The sequence below is a fragment of the Actinobacillus vicugnae genome (assembly GCF_901687125.1).
Taxonomy (GTDB): Bacteria; Pseudomonadota; Gammaproteobacteria; order Enterobacterales; family Pasteurellaceae; genus Actinobacillus; species Actinobacillus vicugnae.
Genome location: NZ_CABFJY010000044.1, coordinates 1 through 18,261 on the forward strand (window position 1 = coordinate 1; position 18,261 = coordinate 18,261).

At 37.1% G+C, this 18,261-nt stretch carries 20 protein-coding genes and 1 pseudogene; 5 read left to right on the forward strand and 16 right to left on the reverse strand.

The genetic code is table 11. The features are described from left to right. The 15 genes and pseudogenes from F8M47_RS12295 to F8M47_RS08260 form a co-directional block, all read right to left on the reverse strand. Positions 1-82, reverse strand: a pseudogene (locus tag F8M47_RS12295) (transposase); the annotation flags it as partial. A gap of 79 nt (positions 83-161) precedes the next feature. Next, positions 162-1,847, reverse strand: a complete 1,686-nt coding sequence (locus F8M47_RS08195) for a TadE/TadG family type IV pilus assembly protein (protein ID WP_150539624.1) — start codon at positions 1,845-1,847, stop codon at positions 162-164. Positions 1,848-1,876: 29 nt separating this feature from the next. Then, positions 1,877-2,482, reverse strand: a complete 606-nt coding sequence (gene tadF / locus F8M47_RS08200; RefSeq protein WP_150539625.1) for a tight adherence pilus pseudopilin TadF — start codon at positions 2,480-2,482, stop codon at positions 1,877-1,879. Next, positions 2,454-2,939, reverse strand: coding sequence for a TadE/TadG family type IV pilus assembly protein (locus F8M47_RS08205; RefSeq protein WP_150539626.1), 486 nt, complete (start codon positions 2,937-2,939; stop codon positions 2,454-2,456). The genes tadF and F8M47_RS08205 overlap by 29 nt, the downstream gene beginning before the upstream one ends. A 2-nt stretch (positions 2,940-2,941) precedes the next feature. After that, positions 2,942-3,697 carry a tetratricopeptide repeat protein gene (locus tag F8M47_RS08210; protein ID WP_150539627.1) on the reverse strand — a complete coding sequence of 252 codons (756 nt, stop codon included), beginning with the start codon at positions 3,695-3,697 and terminating at the stop codon, positions 2,942-2,944. Next, complete coding sequence (locus F8M47_RS08215) at positions 3,687-4,532, reverse strand: type II secretion system F family protein (protein ID WP_150539628.1); 846 nt, start codon at positions 4,530-4,532, stop codon at positions 3,687-3,689. The genes F8M47_RS08210 and F8M47_RS08215 overlap by 11 nt, the downstream gene beginning before the upstream one ends. Beyond that, on the reverse strand, positions 4,532-5,419 hold the full coding sequence (locus F8M47_RS08220; protein ID WP_150539629.1) for a type II secretion system F family protein: 888 nt from the start codon (positions 5,417-5,419) through the stop codon (positions 4,532-4,534). The genes F8M47_RS08215 and F8M47_RS08220 overlap by 1 nt, the downstream gene beginning before the upstream one ends. After that, complete coding sequence (locus F8M47_RS08225) at positions 5,419-6,696, reverse strand: TadA family conjugal transfer-associated ATPase (protein WP_150539630.1); 1,278 nt, start codon at positions 6,694-6,696, stop codon at positions 5,419-5,421. The genes F8M47_RS08220 and F8M47_RS08225 overlap by 1 nt, the downstream gene beginning before the upstream one ends. 7 nt (positions 6,697-6,703) lie before the next feature. After that, positions 6,704-7,831: a CpaE/TadZ family protein gene (locus F8M47_RS08230; protein ID WP_150539631.1), complete on the reverse strand. Its 1,128-nt coding sequence runs from the start codon at positions 7,829-7,831 to the stop codon at positions 6,704-6,706. A gap of 104 nt (positions 7,832-7,935) precedes the next feature. After that, the gene (locus F8M47_RS08235) at positions 7,936-8,436 is read right to left on the reverse strand and encodes a Rough colony protein B (RefSeq protein WP_150539632.1); all 501 of its coding nucleotides are present in this window, start codon (positions 8,434-8,436) and stop codon (positions 7,936-7,938) included. Continuing rightward, complete coding sequence (locus F8M47_RS08240; RefSeq protein WP_150539633.1) at positions 8,433-9,815, reverse strand: type II and III secretion system protein family protein; 1,383 nt, start codon at positions 9,813-9,815, stop codon at positions 8,433-8,435. Before F8M47_RS08240 ends, F8M47_RS08235 begins: the two co-directional genes overlap by 4 nt. Next, on the reverse strand, positions 9,805-10,614 hold the full coding sequence (locus tag F8M47_RS08245) for a flp operon protein C (RefSeq protein WP_150539634.1): 810 nt from the start codon (positions 10,612-10,614) through the stop codon (positions 9,805-9,807). The genes F8M47_RS08240 and F8M47_RS08245 overlap by 11 nt, the downstream gene beginning before the upstream one ends. A 29-nt stretch (positions 10,615-10,643) precedes the next feature. Further along, entirely contained in the window at positions 10,644-11,069 is a 426-nt protein-coding gene (locus tag F8M47_RS08250; RefSeq protein ID WP_150539635.1) for an A24 family peptidase, read from the reverse strand. Between the two features lie 39 nt (positions 11,070-11,108). Beyond that, on the reverse strand, positions 11,109-11,300 hold the full coding sequence (locus tag F8M47_RS08255; RefSeq protein WP_150539636.1) for a Flp family type IVb pilin: 192 nt from the start codon (positions 11,298-11,300) through the stop codon (positions 11,109-11,111). A 55-nt stretch (positions 11,301-11,355) separates the two neighbouring features. Then, positions 11,356-11,610 (reverse strand): Flp family type IVb pilin, encoded by a 255-nt coding sequence (locus F8M47_RS08260; RefSeq protein ID WP_150539637.1) that lies wholly within the window; start codon positions 11,608-11,610, stop codon positions 11,356-11,358. Between the two features lie 608 nt (positions 11,611-12,218). Between F8M47_RS08260 and rhlB the strand changes: the two genes are divergently transcribed. Further along, complete coding sequence (gene rhlB / locus F8M47_RS08265) at positions 12,219-13,439, forward strand: ATP-dependent RNA helicase RhlB (RefSeq protein WP_150539638.1); 1,221 nt, start codon at positions 12,219-12,221, stop codon at positions 13,437-13,439. Between the two features lie 86 nt (positions 13,440-13,525). Here the strand turns inward: rhlB and F8M47_RS08270 are convergent, their stop codons facing one another. Continuing rightward, positions 13,526-13,816, reverse strand: coding sequence for a hypothetical protein (locus F8M47_RS08270; protein ID WP_150539639.1), 291 nt, complete (start codon positions 13,814-13,816; stop codon positions 13,526-13,528). 219 nt (positions 13,817-14,035) lie between these two features. On the opposite strand from F8M47_RS08270, the gene polA reads away from it, so the two are divergent. The 4 genes from polA (at position 14,036) to lolA (ending at position 18,196) form a co-directional block, all read left to right on the forward strand. Continuing rightward, a complete protein-coding gene (polA, locus tag F8M47_RS08275; protein WP_150539640.1) occupies positions 14,036-16,906 on the forward strand; it encodes a DNA polymerase I in 2,871 nt (956 codons plus the stop codon). A gap of 101 nt (positions 16,907-17,007) precedes the next feature. Next, complete coding sequence (locus F8M47_RS12085) at positions 17,008-17,160, forward strand: hypothetical protein (protein WP_167509610.1); 153 nt, start codon at positions 17,008-17,010, stop codon at positions 17,158-17,160. Beyond that, positions 17,150-17,416 carry a type II toxin-antitoxin system RelE/ParE family toxin gene (locus F8M47_RS08280; protein WP_150539641.1) on the forward strand — a complete coding sequence of 89 codons (267 nt, stop codon included), beginning with the start codon at positions 17,150-17,152 and terminating at the stop codon, positions 17,414-17,416. The genes F8M47_RS12085 and F8M47_RS08280 overlap by 11 nt, the downstream gene beginning before the upstream one ends. Before the next feature lie 138 nt (positions 17,417-17,554). Beyond that, entirely contained in the window at positions 17,555-18,196 is a 642-nt protein-coding gene (lolA, locus tag F8M47_RS08285) for an outer membrane lipoprotein periplasmic chaperone LolA (RefSeq protein ID WP_150539642.1), read from the forward strand. The last annotated feature ends 65 nt before the right edge of the window (positions 18,197-18,261 follow it).

Below are 18,261 nucleotides of genomic sequence, written 5' to 3' on the forward strand. Positions count from 1 at the left end.
GTTTAGCGACCTCACGAATACCCAAATCCTGTTCGGTCACTTGTTTGATAATGTTTAAACGAAATTGATAAGAATAAGACATAATCTGCACCTCAAATTAGGTGTCCAGGTTTTGGGGTGCAGATCATATTTTATATAGGAAATCTATCCTATTTTGAATTTTAGTTAATACTATGACCTACATCATCCGTATATCCAATCGCTTGTTTAAATGAGTTAAGTAGTGACTCTCTATTTGTTGCAGAATAGTAGTTTTCTTTTCCTACACAGTGTTCCCAGGCGGCTTTGGATTTTGATTCATAACCAAATTCAACAAATACGATTTTGGTATTTTGATCGCCATTATGCTTATTTAATTTTTCTCTAATAACATTACAAGCTTCTAAATTAGATGAAAGCTTTTTAGGTTTTGTATTATCATTAAAGTAGATTGGTAGTGTCCCACTTATATTACGATAATATCTAGATCTGTTATAGTTTTGAGGATCATAGAATATTTTTTCCTGAGGTTTTGTTTCAGGTATCTCTTCTTGTCCTAATAGTAAGTTTTGAGTAATACGACTATATTGAATAAATGGAGAACCTTCATCATCTGCGCGTAATTCATCATTACCGTCAGATAATACTAGAATTACTCGCTTAGTCTCTTCGCCTAATTCATCTGTTCTACTTTTTTCTTGTAACATTTTTGTTGCAGCAGTAAGTAAGCCAGAACTGACTAGAGTACTACCTTCTGCTTGCAAGGAGGTTACTAAATCCGAAAAATTACGGGATTCTTTTTTCTCATACCACTGGTGTTGATTCCTATTTTTGTACCCTAAACAGTATGGATTTTTGTTAAAAATTATTGAGGAGCTAGGAGGTGTTACTCCAATAGATTGAATTGTTTTCTCTATATCAATTGAGTAGGCTAGACTTTGGGTAAATCTTGCTCGCTCAATCTGTTCTCCAGATGAAGACTTATTATTTAAATATCCATTTATAGTATTTTCAAAATTCTTCGAAAATTGGCGATTATATTTATCTTTAAAGGTATATTGCATATTAGAATTCTTAAAAGCAAATGGCAGAATACATTGATAAGCTGAATATTGAGCTCCTAATGCAAAAGGCGTAACTGCAATACGGTTATTATCATTTGATTCCTTGCTAAATAAGGACTTAGTTGCAAGTTCATTAAGTACATCTTTTAAAATACTAATCTTACTTAAACTATGTACAGGCTTTTGATTGCCAGCCAGATCAAAATTCATCGATCCCGATAAATCCGCAACGACCATTAAATCAATTGGGACACTAATTGTATTTTTCTTAATTGCTTTAGATGAGCTAGCAATATTGACTTCCGTTGGAATTACTTCAGTAGTTCCAACTTTAAGCGGGAACCATGATTTATGCTCAATTGTACCTGCGATAGTACAAGTGGTTTCGGTTGAGGCAGTATGCCCTTGTTTGTTGTTTCTATCGGTTGTTCTACAAATAGGCTCAAGCTTGATTTTGTTGGGATCAGTTTGTGGCAGGTATGTCATTACAAAACTTTTAGCAATTTCAAGATCACGTTTGCCAACCGCAGATTCAGCATTAAATTTGCCATTATCTTCATCAGTAGCACTTAGTTTATAGTCATTGGATTTTCGACCGCTATTGTTTTCTGCACTAAGCGATAAAACTGCTTGTTCAAGGCTATCAGAAAGGCGCGCTTTATCTTGAATAATGCCTGCACTTTCGAGCGAAACAAACATCAAGGCAACAATCGGTAAGGCGAGTAGCCCTCCCATTACAGCATATACGCCAGATTCGTCCTGAATAAAGCGATTTACTGGAGAAAATAAAGTTATTTTTTTCATAAGAGATCCATCCTTATACATAAAAAATATTAGCGGCTTACGCCAATAGCTGTAGATCTTATCCAGCCAGAGATTTGGTCTTTATCGGAAAGCGAGAGTCCTTTAAATAAATTAGTCATTTTTCGACATACCGTTACACGATAAGTAGAGACATAGCGTACAGAACCACGGAAATTTTGCGTAAGTGGTGCGGCATTTGAGATATTGGTTGTATCAGCCAGGCACGTTTGATGATTACTAGTGTCAGAAGAAACTTTTGTAACAGTCATTTTTTTTTCTGGTCTTGTTGCAGAAGTGGAGGCTAGCTGGGGTTTTATATTTTCAAATTTATAATGTTCAAGAACTAGTTCAACATTATTAGAAGAAGGAGACTCCCCCATAAGAGAAATAGCAAGTTGTTTAAGCTTATTCGCATCTTCTTGTGTGATTGTTTCATTACCTTTATATACCGCACTTCTTTCTTTTACGATATTAAGTAAGGAATAAGATGTTCGGTGTAATTTCCCCGTGGTTGATTGCAAAATAGCAACATCAATCAGAAAAATTAACAGCACAGAAAACAGGAAGAAAATAAATATAAACTCCACAGTAACGGAGCCTTGAGAGTTAGTTAGAAATTGATTTATCTTTTTCATATTCTTGTAGCACCACGATTGAGCGATTAAATAGCGGTTCGACTGCAGCTTGAGGAACCCAGAAGAAAAGCGGTTTATATTTATATTGGAACGCATATTGGGCAAAAGCCACGCCACTTGCATTAGTTTGGAATTTTTGTTGAACCAGATCATCTAAATTCTTGGCGTATTTCACCTTTACTTCCGTAATAGATTCTTGATTTAGAAATGTCCATAAAGACCCATGCTTTTTTAAACTATCGTTAAATGTTTGCTCGTAATTACTTCCAGCAGGTTGCTTTCTTGTTGTACGAGAAGCCTCAGAAACGGATAAATCTAAATAAGATGAAAGAAGGGCGATTCGGCACCCTTCGGCGATCATAAAAAGGATGAGAATAAAGAGTCCAATCGTTAGACTGAACTCAATAGTTGCAACACCTTTTACATTATGTATAAAACGATAAAGTGTTTTTGTCATGATTAGCGACTCACTACAGGTAATTTCTCAGTTTTCTTTAATGCGTTCACTAAATCTTCAGGAGATGAATTTAGTTTTTCTTTACGAATAATATCTAACGCATATTCAGTATCATTAGCTTTCACTAATGCAAATACGAGATTGTGAATCAGGCGAGAGTCTGTTGAACCGTTTAAATATTGTGGTAATAGCAGATTTATCGCATTTTTATAGTCATTATTTAGAATGCTTAACATCGCTAAATTATTGATCGCAATAGTGTCATGAATAAATAATTCGCGTGATTTATTTAAGTCTTTTTCGGCATCCGCTAAATGACCTAACTGAGCAGAACAAATACCGCGTAGGTTATATGCTTCGCTATTTTTAGGGGATAAGGCGATCAGATCACTCGCCACAAGATAGGCTTCATGGTAATCGCCGATTTGGATTTGATTACGAATATAGAGTAATTCAATATCATCATTAAATGCCAGTTGGCTAAAACGTAATGGTTCTAAATAAAGCAATGAAGATTTGCTGTCCCCTGCTAAGTAATAACTTTTAGCTAAGTTATATTGCAGTTTAGGATCTTGATTTACTTTAAGTTGTTCACGGTATAGCGAAATTAATGCGCTATAGTTTTTCGTATCTTGATAAAGTTTTTCCTGCTGTTCTAGATTCGGCGCGGTAGCGCTAGATGTTGTAAGACTTGAACACGCAGATAAAGAAAATAATACGGTTGAAACAAAAATAGTTTTCAGTAATTTAGAAGACATTTGGTAAAACCCTCATAGCACCAGGTGCAACAATTAGAATAATAATTGGGAACATAATGAAAAGAATTAATGGAATACTCATTTTGGCAGAGAGTGTTCCAAGTTTTTCTTCCATTACCAGTAATTGCATTTCACGAATATCGGCAGATAGTTGCGTTAAATGCTCATAAAGTGAAGAACCAAAATTAAGGCTCTGTTGCATTACAGTACAAAACATTCGAATTTCTTTAGTTGGTAAGGAAATTGCCATATCTTGCAATGCAGAACTTAAACTCGTGAGTTCTGCTTTACGAATAATACGTAGAATTACGTAAGTTAAATCCGCATTTAAATGCTCAAAATCAATTGCTACTTGTTTAAACGCAGCTTCGATACTAATACCTGTCTGAACATTTACTGCCACGAGGTCAATAAACCCTGGTAGATCATTCATAATGCGTTTAATTTTACTTTTTAGGATCATGCTAATTGTGATACTTGGTAGCATAATTGCTAAAATCACCACCATTACACAGCCTAATAAGAATGTTAGTTGGTCTTCATTGAATAAATAGTTAATTAAAGAGAGTAGTGCCATAATCACTATTTTCACTTTAATATTTTTATCCACTAAACCAAGAAATTTAAGCAATGGATTTTTATTAACAAGTAATAACTCCAGCTCGATTTGTTGTTTGGTTTTTCCTTTTTGGCTGTTATCTTCAACATTGTCTTTGGGGCGAGAGCCTTCTAGAATTTCTTTATTTCGGTCAATTTTCTTTTTATGCGAAACCGCTACAATTAAAATAAAAATACCAAATAAGATAATGCCAAGAAAAAATAAAATAGACTTCATTATGTTGATTTCCTCATTAGCCACCAGATAATAAACATACCGAGTAATTCACTACCTACTACATAATAAAGGATGATACGTCCAGCAGGATTGTTCACCACAAAGTCAAAGTTTTCTGGCGTAGTGACTTTCATAAATAAGAAGAAGGCAACTGGGAAACAAGCCACAATGGCTGCCGACATTCGGGCTTCGGATGTCATGGCTTTCTTCTTTTGTTCCATTTTATTTGAGTCTGCAATCGCACGTCCTAAGCGAGAAATCACTTCACGCATTTGTCCGCCTCGTGAGAGGTTGGTACGAATAATGCTAATAAAGAAGTAAAATTCTTTATAGGGATAACGAGAGTAGCTATCATGAAATACCGCTATTGCATCTTCACCACGGGCTAAACGCTTATAAATCAAGGTAAATTCTTCGCCAATTGGGCCTGTAATATCTTTACCGCAACGCTCCAACGCCTGTAATAAGCTAATACCTGATGAAGTGGCAGAGTTCAGTACTTGAATAACTTCTGGAAACTTTTCATTAAACAGTTTTCTGTTTCGACGCTGACCTAATTTCCAAACTGCAATAATAAAACCAATTAATTCAACAACCATGAAAATTTGGTTGTTAAAACGAATGAATTGTGTATTGAGATAATACAAACCAATAAAAATCAAAAAGTGAATAATGATATTTCGGATAAGATTATTCTTATCGCCAGCGGTAAAATAGTAAAACCATAAATATGCATTTGTTTGCAGTTTCTTGGTGATTCTATTAAGCTTTTCGGAAAAATTAATCTCACGTGTATTGATTTTTTTCGTGGTTTTAAACCATGCAGAAGCGGTGAATATCAGCAATAAAGCACCAAAAGCAAGAATGAAATAATAGAGTAGTGTCATTATTTCTCCTTGAAGATATTTTGTAATTCATTACTTAAATTAAACATTTGTGCATTTTGATAAACCACCGAACGGGTAAGCAAACCGTGATTAATAAATTTGCCAATAATTTTGTTATTTTCATCTCGGTATTTACTTGGCTCGAAAGAGAAAATGTCTTGTAGCACAATCTGACCATTTTCCATTCCTAGAACCTCGGTAATATTCGTTACCTTACGAGAGCCATCATTCAAGCGAGAGGCTTGAATAATAATATTTACCGCAGAGGCGATATTACGACGAATAGCTTCAAGTGGTAGTGAAGCATTTGACATCATCACCATACTTTCCAAACGAGCGGTAGCATCTCGAGGGCTATTTGCGTGCAATGTCGACATTGAACCGTCATGACCCGTATTCATTGCCTGTAGCATTTGAAATGCTTCTGCACCACGACACTCCCCTACAATAATGCGTTCTGGCCGCATACGTAACGCATTGATAACTAAATCCTGCATTGAGATTTCACCCGTTTTTTCAACACCAGCTAAGCGGGTTTCTAAACGAACTACGTGTGGCTGCTCTAAGCGGAGTTCAGCTGTATCTTCTAGCGTTAATACTCGTTCGCTAGGTGAAATATAGTTCGATAATGCATTTAGTAATGTGGTTTTACCTGAACCTGTACCACCTGAGACAATAATATTGACTCTTGAACGTGCCGCAATAATTAGGAAGTTCGCCATCTCTAATGTCATTGAGCCAAAATTCACTAAATCCTGTAGTGATTTCTTCGATTTTGAGAATTTACGAATAGAGATTGAGGTTCCATCTAATGCAATAGGTTGGATAACCACATTTAAACGGCTACCGTCAGGTAAACGGGAGTCAACCAGTGGCATACCTTCATCAATACGCCGTCCAACACGCGCAACAAGACGTTTTGCAATATCAGTTAATTGATCATTATTAATGAATGTTTTATCGGTTTTCTCAAGAATACCCGCCCGTTCAATCCAAATATCATCAGGGCCGTTTACTAAAATATCGTTAACGGTTTCATCTTCCATTAATTCACGTATTGGACCGTACCCATCAATTTCATCTGCAACGAGTTCAGCCATATAGCTTGCATCTGTTGGCGTGAGATAAATCGTATTGCTATTGGCGAGGCGATAAAGCGATTGGGTAAGCTCGTCAATTAATTTATTACGCTCATTTTGGATTTGATCGAGTTTTTCCACATCTAAATTGCTGAGTAATTCAGTGCGGAAGAATATTTGTTGTTCTTTTGTTAGCATAATAATGTTACTTAAAGAATTTTTTGAGCAAGGACATACCTGTGTTTTTGTTACGTTTCACTGTTTGGCGAGAGAGAATACCAATCACTTTCATCGTAAGTGTGGTTACCTCTTTTTGGCTTTGGCGATCCAAATTTGAAATAAGCACGGTATCTTTATTGGTAAATTGTTTGTTATATGAAATAACGCCATCTATCTCGCATTTCAGTAAGCGTTCGATATCTGCTGTTGCCATGAGCTTGGCAGTTTCTTGCTTATGGTCAGAAATACAAATAAAAGTACGAATTAAACGTCCAGTATTTGCCCGTACTCGTTCGCATTCATCTAAAAATTGTTTTGCAACTCGTAACGAACTGATTTTTCGCTCCACAATCAATACAAAAGTATTACTGTGGCGTAATACATTAAGGTAATTTTCTTTATTAATATTAAAGATCGGCTGGTCGTAAATAATAAAGTTGTATTTATGTAATGTGTCGCTAGCAAGTTTAGAAGGGATACCTCTATATAAATCTAAATTTGCAGAATATTCGGTAATATCATTTTGTAGCTTTTTCTCAAACAACAAATCTAAATCTTGCGATCCGTTTGGGTCTTGGGCTAATAGCACAGGCACTTTTTTCTCAACAGCAATAGTTTGAGCAATATTGGCACTAATAAAACTTGCACCAATACCACCTTTGCATCCTAATACCGAAATTTTAATTGTGTGACGTACTAACGGAATATGCATTCCACCTAGAATACGTGCCACCATTTGGGTCAGCTGAGTATCGCTATTGAAATAAAGAATCCCTTGTTCTAATAGTTTTTGAGAAAGAGATATTGAATCACTATCTCCTACGACACAGCACCATACATTTTGCGGAACAATGCTATGAATACGGTTAGTAATTTTGGTTAGATCGATTTCATCTTGAATATTAATAATGACACCTAACGTTTCTTCTGCAGAGAAAGATAGATTATCGCTTTCAAAAAAATTAGCGTGAATTAGCTCAATATTTTCGAGCCCACGAGAGCGGAGTAGCTGAGTAATATGGCTATTAATGCTATGTTTTTCGGAGATAATTGCAATTTTACGGATGCTATCAATCCCTTCTCCACTAAGAGTGTCTTGATCGAGCAATAACATAATTAAGTCCTTTTAGTTATTATTGAAATGGCTATTTGTGTAAAACTCATAATTTAATGAGGCGACCTCAAACACAATCTAAAATCCATAATTGTGTATAAACCTTAATATTTAAGGTGTACTTGGCTATTATGTTTAAGTGCACAGTCGTGATATGAATCAAAACCGATATGATCTTCTGCCACTTCTACTTTACAAGGTGAGATTCGCTTCGCTATTTGGCGGATTTCCACATAAATTGGGTACACACTATTCTGGGTTTTATGCTGTTCGATATGTACCGTAGGTTTTATATGCAACGCTTTTAAACGTTTACTAATCTCTTTTGCCAATGAGTGGCTTGCTGCTTCATGAGCAATAATATAGATCGCTTGATCATCTTTATTACTTGAAGCGTGACGAGCAACATCACTAATTAAGTTTTCAAGTGCAACATTAGAGTGATTCGCTAAAACAAAGCGTTGCACCATAAATGATTTATTGGCAACTTGTGTACTTTGTATAGGTTGTACTGGTCGAATGGTTTTGGGTAATTCTGTGCTAGCCATTGCATAACTAGTAAGCGCCAAGCCTAAACCCGCAAAAATCGTCATTAATCTTTTCATTGAATAAATCCACCATTTTTTAAGAAGTTAGAGGTTAAGGTTTTATGATAAACATTCTTTAATGAGGTACTATTAAAGAAACGTTCCATCGTGCCAGTATTTTCAAAAGTTGGATAAAGCACTTGTGAGCCATCTACTGGTTTCACTAAATTCACGGTGGCAACTACCACTAATTCCTTGCTTTCTCGAGATGAACTCGCATTGCGGAAAAATGCGCCTAAAATAGGAACATCACCTAAGAAAGGCACTTTCTTAATTCCTTCAATATCCTGTTTGTTTAATAAACCACTGATAATAAAGCTTTCGCCATTACCAACTTCAAAAGTTGATTTTGAACGGCGAGTATTAAAAATAGGAATACGGTTATCATCAATTTCGTAATTACCCGCAATTGTGCTAACAGATTGGGCTAACAATAAGCGGATTCGGTCACTTTTTTGCACTTTAGCGCCTACGGCAAGCTTGATACCAAACTCTTTATAAAGAATGTTTAAATCGCCGTCTTTGGTTCTTTGCACAAAAGGCACTTCACCACCAACTAAAATATCTGCGGTTTCGCCTGATAGCATAGAGATATTTGGTTCGGCTAAAATTTTGCCGTTGTTTTGATTATCTAATGCGTTGAGTAACACGTTGAGATTATCTGATTTCACCAGTGCTAATTGCCCACCAGCTTTACCGAAGCCTCCACTAATGGTGGTATTGCCTAAATTGCGGAAGAAATTACCGCTTAAATTGCTCCAGTTAATCCCAATTTCATCGGAAAAGGTTTTATTTACTTCAGCAACGGTTAGCTTCACATTAATTTGTGTCGCATCTTCTTCGTTTGCATTATTAATAACGCCTTCGTATTGATATTTATCTAAAAATGGAATGGAAGCTTCATGCCCTTCGACTTTCGCTTCAATTACTTTTTTACCTGCACCAAGTGATTCGCCTACGATACGATTGATTTCTTCACTTTCAGCGGCATTTTTGGCTTTTCCTTCAATAACATACGCTTTACCGATTTTTTTTACTGCAAGATTGCTGTTCGGAAAACGAGTTTGAATTTGCTGGTTAGTAGCAGAAATATTATTGATTGCGTTATTTACATTAACAAAATCTTCAGTAAGTGCAGTACCATCTACATCAAATGCCACCACCTCAGCACGACCTTCTGCTTTGGCATATAGCATAAACGTGTTGTCATCTAAGATTTCATAATCTGCGACATCAGGAGAAGAAACAAAGATCGTGTCAATTTTTGCACTGGTTTTAATAATTTGGCTTTGTCCTTGCTCAAGCGTGAATGTTTGGGCTGAGGCGAAATGAGAAAAAGCGAATAAGCTCAGTAAGCTAGAGCAAAGCAAAGTTTTTGAAAAGAAATTAGTTCGCATTATTTTTTCCTCTTAATTGGCGAATAAACATACCACGATGATTTATCGCTTTGGTTGCAACATCATTTGGTAAAACGATCAATTTGGCTTGTTTATCAAGCGAATAAAATGCTTTTAAATCTGAAGCATTTACTTTTACGCTAATGTAGCCCACGAAATCTTTTTTAGTTTGTGAGGTATCTTGTTTGGTTTCTTCGGCAGAGAAGGTTTTCACTTGTAAAACGGTTAGGTTATCAACCAGTTTTACTAAAGAACTTTGGTCTCTATCACGTTGTGCTAAATCACTTTGTTGGCTGAAGATTGCCACGTTATCGCCACTACGCACAGAATCTAAAATATATTGTTCATGGCTTTGGATATACACTCGATATGCCACCTCTTGATTTGGATTAATACTAAAGAGAATAAAACGAGGATCTTCTGGTGTAATCAGCAATGTTGGCTGTACTAAAGAACCTGCTTTCATATTTTCTGTTGTAACAAAACCTTGTAGGCTTGAGGTTTGAGCGGTTTCTAGTAAGGCTTTTAAATCGGCACTAAGTAATGGGCTGGTTTCAGGCACAGTAAATTCAGTAAGGGTATAGTCTTCTGCTTGAATTAATACACCTTTGGTAAGATCTCGATTCAGTGTTGCCGTGGTAATTACTTTTGTTGCTACTTCAGGCTGTGTTGTTTGCGGTGCGGTTGCCGTTGTTTCAGCGACTTGAGCGCCGTCTTCTGAATCGGGTAGCATAAATAACCCACCAAAGCCGATAATGAGAATAAAAGTCGAGATGATAAATAGCATTCTATAATTCATGAGTGATTCCTTAGGTTAAATGCTAATAATTAAAAAAGTAATAAGGTGGTAAGAAAACCAACACTAATTGCAATTCCATAAGGTAATCCTTTTTCACGAATTGCTTGCCGATAGAACAACCAGCCAATAATAATCAGCAATAAGCCACTACAAGCGGTGAAAAAAAGGAAAAAAATTACAAAGGGTGATGGAATTGCTAACATTAACGTCGCCAGCAATTTCACATCGCCAGCGCCGATAATGTTGAACAAAAAAAGTATGAAACCAATAGCTAAGCAGAGCAACGCAGGCAACCAAAACACGGTACCATGATTTAAATAGCTAAAGGGAATAATGACCAGCAATAGCGCCATAATTATTTGGTTATGAATGAGCCGATAGCGTAGATCAGTCCAACACAAAGTAACCAACAGACAAATAATTATGGTAAGCAAGCAAGTAATAAAGAGTGTCATAATTGATATCCTTATCGTTTATGCCCTTGAGCAGCGCCTTTAAGACGTACTTAAAAGCGCTGAAATAACTAATTCGGAGAGTTGGTTAAATTTTTTTAAGGTTTCATCCGTGAAACTTGCCTCACCATATAAAATTGCGACAACAACCACCGCCATGGCAAGGGCAATTAAGCCATATTCCATGCTGGTTACACCTTGTTGTAGTCGACAAAACTGTAATAGTTTTTTCATGATTTATATTGGTTGAGTAAATCTTTATCCTATGTGGGTAAAGACGGTTTATTGATTATGGAGCAGCTGCACCAGCACCACCCTTAGTTAAACCTTGAGCTCCAGAAATGGTCTTAGTTAACTCATCAAATTTCGCTTTTAATTGTTGAATAAAACCATTGTCATTGTAGAACACTGCAACAATTAAAATTGCAACCGCAACCGCAATTAAACCATATTCAATTGCTGTTACACCTTGTTGGTTTTGTTTAAAATTACGGATGCCTTCAGTTACAGCGATATAGGCTTTAGTTGTTAAATGAGATAACATTTTTAATAAACTCCTTATTATCAAAAAGATTAAGTTGAGATGGTTTGGCTAACACATAAATCCATAATGCGTTAGCGGGGTGCATCATAGAGGCAAATTTCTATTTTGTAAATCTAAATCAATAAAATTGTAATATTGAGTAAAGTTAATAAGTTTCTGAATTGATAATAAATTGTTAATAATTTGTTAAATTTGGATGTTTGCAAACAGGTTTAGGCAAAAATCCAATAAAATCAAAGCAGTTAAATTTAAATAACTAAGTTTAGTTACGGCAATAATGTTAATAAATTGTTAATTTTAAATAAGTCAAAAATATATATTTTTAGCAAATTTTAGACTGGTCTAATAAGTTCATGTAGCAATAAAAAATAAGTGTTGATCAAAATTAAAACATTTATTTTTAGGGTAAAATAAATTGTCATTGGTTTGTATTTTGTTGTCAGTTTAGTGTAATTTAATTGTAAATTGATAGGTGTGGTTTATTTATAAGCGATTTATCGCAATTATAGCGAAGCAATCGCTGATTCGCTTCTACTCAGGATCTGGCTTCTATGATATGCTTACCGCCGAGCGATGGCTTTCGACTAACAACCAAAAGGAGATTTGCGATGTCAAAACACCTCACTGAACAGCGTTTTATTGATTTTTCGATTCATGAGAATGTGATTGCAGCACTTGACAGTAAAGGATTTGAGTTCTGTACACCAATTCAGGCGAAAACTTTGCCGATTACGTTAGCGGGCAATGATATTGCTGGTCAGGCACAAACAGGAACAGGCAAAACCATGGCGTTTTTGGTTGCAACTTTCCATCATTTATTAAGTAATGAAATTCAAACTACAAAAAATCAACCACGTGCGCTGATCTTGGCACCAACCCGTGAGCTTGCGGTGCAAATTGGTTCAGATGCGGAATTATTAGTCAAACATTCCGATTTAAAATTAGCGCTGGCTTATGGTGGTGATGGCTATGAAAAGCAATTGCAAGCGATTGAGCAGGGCGTGGATATTTTAGTGGGTACCACAGGGCGTGTAATTGACTATGTAAAACAAGGCGTTATCAATTTAGATAAAGTGCAAGTGGTGGTATTAGATGAAGCAGATCGGATGTTTGATCTCGGTTTTATTAAAGATATTCGCTATTTAATGCGTAAATGTCCAAAACCAGGTCAGCGCTTAACTATGTTATTTTCAGCAACGCTTTCTGCACGTGTGCGTGAGCTTGCTTATGAAGATATGAATGATGCGCAGTATATCGAAATTGAACCGCTACAGCGCACGGGCCATCGTATTAAAGAAGAACTGTTTTACCCTTCAAATGAAGACAAAATGGCATTGTTGCTCACTTTATTAGAAGAAGAGTGGCCAGATCGTTGTATGATCTTTGCCAATACGAAACACAAATGCGAAGAAATTTGGAGTTATTTAGTGGCGGACGGCCACCGAGTTGGCTTGCTAACAGGCGATATTGCACAGAAAAAACGCCTCGCATTATTAGATAGCTTTACTAAAGGTCAGCTAGATATTTTAGTGGTAACCGATGTAGCAGCACGAGGCTTGCATATTCCAGAAGTGACTCATGTATTTAACTACGATTTACCCGATGATCGTGAAGACTATGTTCATCGAATTGGTCGTACAGGACGTGCGGGCGAGAGCGGACATTCAATCAGTTTTGCTTGCGAACGCTATGCGGTCAATCTCCCTGCAATCGAAGAATATATTGGACACGCCATCCCCGTTAGCCAATATGATAGCAGTGCGTTGCTTGCGTTACCCAAACCCGCTCGCTTCCGTAATCCAAAACCAACCCAAACCAAACGCCGCTAATACAAAGCCCCCCGCATCTCAAACGGGGGCTTATTTTTTTACCTAAAATCTATTGGTAAAATTTAGTGGGAATTTGACCGCTTGTTTTATGCTACGTTATGTAATTGGGCGAGATCTTCTTGGATTTTTTCATTAGCCATCATTCTTTCTGCTTCAACAAAACGGGTTAAGATTTGTTTGATAAGCGGTTGATAGCCTAAACCATGCAGTTGTGCGATGTCTTTTAGGTCTTGGATTAATCCTTTAGATAATCGAATGGAGATTGGCTGTAGAGCAAGTAGTTCGTCCAGCATTTCAGGGGATGTGTGGGTTGAGCGTTGTACAAATTTTTCATCTTGCCCAAGTTCACCGTTTTCCCATTTTTCAATATTTTTCATTTTTACCTCCGCTTATATTTTTTGAGATTATCAGCATTTGTCACCTTTGTATATACAAAATTGAGCAGAGGAAAGCTAGCATAATCTGTTTTGTTCTCACTTCAATCGGTAAAATTGATTTTTTCGATATGGCTCGAAAAGCTGATGATTTCTTCAGATTTATTCAGAAAAATTCGCTATAATGGCAATAATTTTCACTTCTAAAAATTAAAGGTTAAAATGACTACAATTGCTCAAAATCCGCTCGTTCTGGTAGACGGTTCTTCTTATCTTTATCGTGCGTTTCATGCGTTTCCGCCTTTGACTAACCGAAATGGGGAGCCAATGGGGGCGATGTATGGTGTGTTAAATATGTTGAAAAGTTTGATTGCACAGGTGGAGCCAAGCCATATTGCGGTGGTTTTTGATGCAAAAGGTAAAACTTTCCGTGATGAATTGTTTGAGCAATATAAATCGCACCGTCCGCCCATGCCAGATGATTTGCGAGCGCAGGTGCAGCCATTGCATACCATTATTCGAGCGTTAGGTATTCCGTTAATTTCGATTGAAGGGGTTGAAGCGGATGATGTGATTGGTACTTTGGCAGTACAAGCGGCGAAAGAAGGTAAAAATGTGCTAATCAGTACGGGCGATAAAGATATGGCGCAGTTGGTAAACGATCATATTATGTTGATCAATACGATGAATAATACTTTGCTTGACCGTGAAGGTGTGATCGAAAAATACGGCATTCCGCCTGAATTAATTATTGATTATTTAGCACTGCAGGGTGATGCGTCGGATAATATCCCAGGTGTAAAAGGCGTGGGTGAAAAAACAGCGCTTGGTTTATTGCAGGGGATTGGTTCGCTTAAAGAGATTTATGCGAATTTAGATAAAGTTGCCACGCTTTCTTTCCGTGGCGCCAAAACGTTAGCACCAAAATTAGAAGCAGAAAAAGAAGCTGCAGACCTTTCTTATTTGCTTGCTACGATTAAAACCGATGTGGAATTGACGCTAACTCACGAGCAATTAGTAGTTCAGCCGCAAAAACGTGACGAATTAGTCGAGCTATTTAGCCGTTATGAGTTTAAGCGTTGGTTAGCTGAAGTAATGAATGATGCAAACCCTGTCACGCAAACAGCGGCGGAGAAAATACCAAATAATTATCAGGCAACCAGCTCTGCGCCACAAGCGGTCGAAAATCCTCAAAATTTTGCAAAAGTGGAAATTGATCGCAGTCGCTATGAAACGGTAACCTCCACTGAACAATTACAAATTTGGGTCGATAAAATTCAGCAAGCAAAATTAGTTGCAGTCGATACTGAAACCGATAATTTGGATTCAATGTCTGCCAATTTGGTGGGTATTTCATTCAGCTTAGCGACGGGTGAGGCGTGCTATATTCCGTTGGCACATAAAGAACAAGTCGCAGTTGAGCCACAACAAAGCGATTTATTTGCGGAGTCAGAAGTAGAAACCAGCACGAGCTTCGAACTTGCAAAAAATCAGCTAAATTTAACCGCTTGTTTAATGCAGCTCAAGCCGATTTTAGAAAATGCTGAGGTGAAAAAGATCGGGCAAAATATTAAATACGATCTGACTATTTTTGCCAATCATGGTGTGCAAGTGCAGGGTGTGGCGTTTGATACGATGTTGGAATCTTATACGCTAAATAGCACGGGGCGTCATAATATGGATGAGCTTGCCGATCGTTATTTAGGGCATAAAACCATTGAATTTGAAGACATTGCGGGCAAAGGTAAAAATCAGCTGACCTTCGATCAAATTGCGATTGATGTTGCTTCACAATATGCTGCGGAAGATGCGGATGTAACCATGAAATTACATCAGGTATTAGCGCCAGAATTAGAAAAAGAGCCTAGTTTAGTTAAATTATTTAACGAAATTGAAATGCCGTTGGTTGAGGTGCTTTCTCATATTGAGCGCAATGGCGTGTTAATTGATCCTGAAAAATTGCTTGCACAATCAGCTGAAATCGAACAGCGTTTAGCCGAGTTAGAGCAGTTGGTGCATAGTGAAGCGGGTGAAGTGTTTAACCTCGCTTCAACCAAGCAATTACAAGAAATTTTATTTAATAAACTCGGTTTGCCTGTATTGAAAAAAACGCCAAAAGGTGCACCTTCAACCAATGAAGAAGTGCTAGATGAATTAGCAAGACAAGGGCATGTAGTGCCAAAATTGTTAATGGAGCATCGTGGTTTAAGTAAGCTAAAATCGACTTATACTGATAAATTGCCATTGATGATCAACCCTAAAACAGGGCGTGTGCATACTTCTTATCACCAAGCGGTAACTGCGACTGGGCGTCTTTCTTCAAGTGATCCGAACTTGCAAAATATTCCGATCCGCAATGAAGAGGGTAGACGTATTCGCCAAGCGTTTATTCCAACGCAAGGCTACAAAATTGTGGCGGCGGACTATTCCCAAATTGAGCTACGTATTATGGCGCATTTAGCAAGTGATGAAAGTATGATCAACGCATTTGCTGAGGGTAAAGATATTCACCGTGCAACGGCAGCAGAGATTTTTGGTTTAGCGCTAGATCAAGTAACCAGTGAACAGCGCCGCAGTGCTAAAGCGATTAACTTTGGTTTGATTTATGGTATGTCAGAATTTGGTTTATCGAATCAGCTAGGGATTTCACGCGCGGATGCGAAGCAATATATGGAACGCTATTTCCAACGTTATCCAGCAGTACAGCAATTTATGACCGATATTCGTGAAAGCGCGAGCGAAAAGGGCTACGTTGAAACGTTATTTGGCAGACGTTTGTATTTGCCTGAGATTAAATCAAGCAATGCGATGCGCCGTAAAGCGGCAGAGCGTGTGGCAATTAATGCGCCAATGCAAGGCACTGCGGCGGATATTATCAAAGTGGCAATGATTGGTATTGATAAAGCTATTCAAGGCGATGACAATATCAAGATGATTATGCAAGTGCATGATGAATTGGTATTTGAAGTGAAACAAGAATGGGTAGAGCATTACAGCCAATTAATTAAAGCAGAAATGGAGAAAGCGATTCAGCTTAAAGTGCCTCTAATTGCAGAAGTGGGTGTTGGCGATAACTGGGACGAAGCGCATTAATTTTGTGATCTCAATCGAAAAATGACCAGAACATGGCGATTATTTGGTTATTTTTTGATAGATTAAAAATCCTTATTAACTAAATAAGGAGAGAAAAAATAATGACCGACGAGTATCGTGAATTTTTAGAAGAAAGTGTTGCTCAAGGAATGAAAGATTATGAAGAAGGAAATGTTTATACTTCAGAAGAATTTTACGAAAGAGCAATGAGATCTATAGCTCAAACAGAAAAAGATATGCAAGATGCAGCATAAAATAGTGTATTCGAACAGATCTTTGAATAACATTCATGAAATTGTCGCAAATATAACTGCATTTACGGATAGTTACTGTGCAATTATTGATTTACTTGGTTATATGCCTTTTATGGGAGTGCAAGGATGTATAAAAGGAACCAGAGAAATCTACCCTAGAAATTATAGAGTTGTGTATATGGTCAATGATTTCAAAAAAGAAATTGTTATTCTTACCATTTTACATACTCGACGCTTATATCCACCGCTTGCTTAAGCGCTAAAATAAAAGCCAAATGCCTCTTGGTGTTTGGCTTATTTTATTGTATCGTTACGCTAGTACGAGCTTTATGAAACTTTTACAGAATTGATTGTCAAAGAGGCACTTGATTCTCTTTGATAGAAGGAACAAAAGATGAAAAAATTAATGAAACAATCACTATTCGGTTTGGCGTTATTTTCGGTGGCTGGCATTGCCTTTGCTGATGCGCAAGCGGTAGCAGAATTACAACGCCGTTTAGAACAAGTGAGCCAATATAGTGCCGATTTCGACCAAACCGTTCGCTCAAGCAAGGGCAAACAAATTCAATCAGGCAAAGGCAAATTCCAAGTAAAACGCCCGAACTTGTTCCGTATGGACACTAAAGCGCCACAAGAAAATTTAATCGTTTCTGACGGTGCGAATTTATGGTTTTACGATCCTTTTGTTTCACAAGTAACAGTAAACACCGTGCAAGATGCGGTTAATAATACGCCATTTGTATTATTAACCAGTAGCGACAAAAGCCACTGGGAACAATACGATGTAACGCAAAGTGCTGATACTTTTGTTTTAAAACCAAAATCGAAAAAAAGCAATTTAAAACAATTTGATGTGCGTATTGATCAAAGCGGTATGTTAAAAGGCTTTAGTACGATTGAGCGAGACGGGCAAAGCAATTTATACGTATTACGTAATATCACTGGTGGTGGCGTATCATCCGACTTATTCAAATTTAACGTACCAAAAGGCGCTGAATTAGATGATCAGCGTGGTGGTAAAAAAGCTAAAAAATAACGATTTAACAAGCGGTTTTATTTTTGCAAAATTTTGCCAAAATCAGACCGCTTGCTTTATTTAGA

Excerpts from the sequence above, each read along its gene's own strand:
- F8M47_RS08205 (WP_150539626.1), bottom strand. The coding sequence starts at position 2,939 with ATGACAAAAACACTTTATCGTTTTATACATAATGTAAAAGGTGTTGCA.
- F8M47_RS08195 (WP_150539624.1), bottom strand. The coding sequence starts at position 1,847 with ATGAAAAAAATAACTTTATTTTCTCCAGTAAATCGCTTTATTCAGGAC.
- F8M47_RS08260 (WP_150539637.1), bottom strand. The coding sequence starts at position 11,610 with ATGTTATCTCATTTAACAACTAAAGCCTATATCGCTGTAACTGAAGGC.
- F8M47_RS08235 (WP_150539632.1), bottom strand. The coding sequence starts at position 8,436 with ATGAAAAGATTAATGACGATTTTTGCGGGTTTAGGCTTGGCGCTTACT.
- F8M47_RS08250 (WP_150539635.1), bottom strand. The coding sequence starts at position 11,069 with ATGACACTCTTTATTACTTGCTTGCTTACCATAATTATTTGTCTGTTG.
- F8M47_RS08245 (WP_150539634.1), bottom strand. The coding sequence starts at position 10,614 with ATGAATTATAGAATGCTATTTATCATCTCGACTTTTATTCTCATTATC.
- lolA (WP_150539642.1), top strand. The coding sequence starts at position 17,555 with ATGAAAAAATTAATGAAACAATCACTATTCGGTTTGGCGTTATTTTCG.
- F8M47_RS08210 (WP_150539627.1), bottom strand. The coding sequence starts at position 3,697 with ATGTCTTCTAAATTACTGAAAACTATTTTTGTTTCAACCGTATTATTT.
- polA (WP_150539640.1), top strand. The coding sequence starts at position 14,036 with ATGACTACAATTGCTCAAAATCCGCTCGTTCTGGTAGACGGTTCTTCT.
- F8M47_RS12085 (WP_167509610.1), top strand. The coding sequence starts at position 17,008 with ATGACCGACGAGTATCGTGAATTTTTAGAAGAAAGTGTTGCTCAAGGA.
- F8M47_RS08240 (WP_150539633.1), bottom strand. The coding sequence starts at position 9,815 with ATGCGAACTAATTTCTTTTCAAAAACTTTGCTTTGCTCTAGCTTACTG.
- F8M47_RS08255 (WP_150539636.1), bottom strand. The coding sequence starts at position 11,300 with ATGAAAAAACTATTACAGTTTTGTCGACTACAACAAGGTGTAACCAGC.
- F8M47_RS08270 (WP_150539639.1), bottom strand. The coding sequence starts at position 13,816 with ATGAAAAATATTGAAAAATGGGAAAACGGTGAACTTGGGCAAGATGAA.
- F8M47_RS08215 (WP_150539628.1), bottom strand. The coding sequence starts at position 4,532 with ATGAAGTCTATTTTATTTTTTCTTGGCATTATCTTATTTGGTATTTTT.
- F8M47_RS08280 (WP_150539641.1), top strand. The coding sequence starts at position 17,150 with ATGCAGCATAAAATAGTGTATTCGAACAGATCTTTGAATAACATTCAT.
- F8M47_RS08225 (WP_150539630.1), bottom strand. The coding sequence starts at position 6,696 with ATGCTAACAAAAGAACAACAAATATTCTTCCGCACTGAATTACTCAGC.
- F8M47_RS08230 (WP_150539631.1), bottom strand. The coding sequence starts at position 7,831 with ATGTTATTGCTCGATCAAGACACTCTTAGTGGAGAAGGGATTGATAGC.
- tadF (WP_150539625.1), bottom strand. The coding sequence starts at position 2,482 with ATGAAAAAGATAAATCAATTTCTAACTAACTCTCAAGGCTCCGTTACT.
- F8M47_RS08220 (WP_150539629.1), bottom strand. The coding sequence starts at position 5,419 with ATGACACTACTCTATTATTTCATTCTTGCTTTTGGTGCTTTATTGCTG.
- rhlB (WP_150539638.1), top strand. The coding sequence starts at position 12,219 with ATGTCAAAACACCTCACTGAACAGCGTTTTATTGATTTTTCGATTCAT.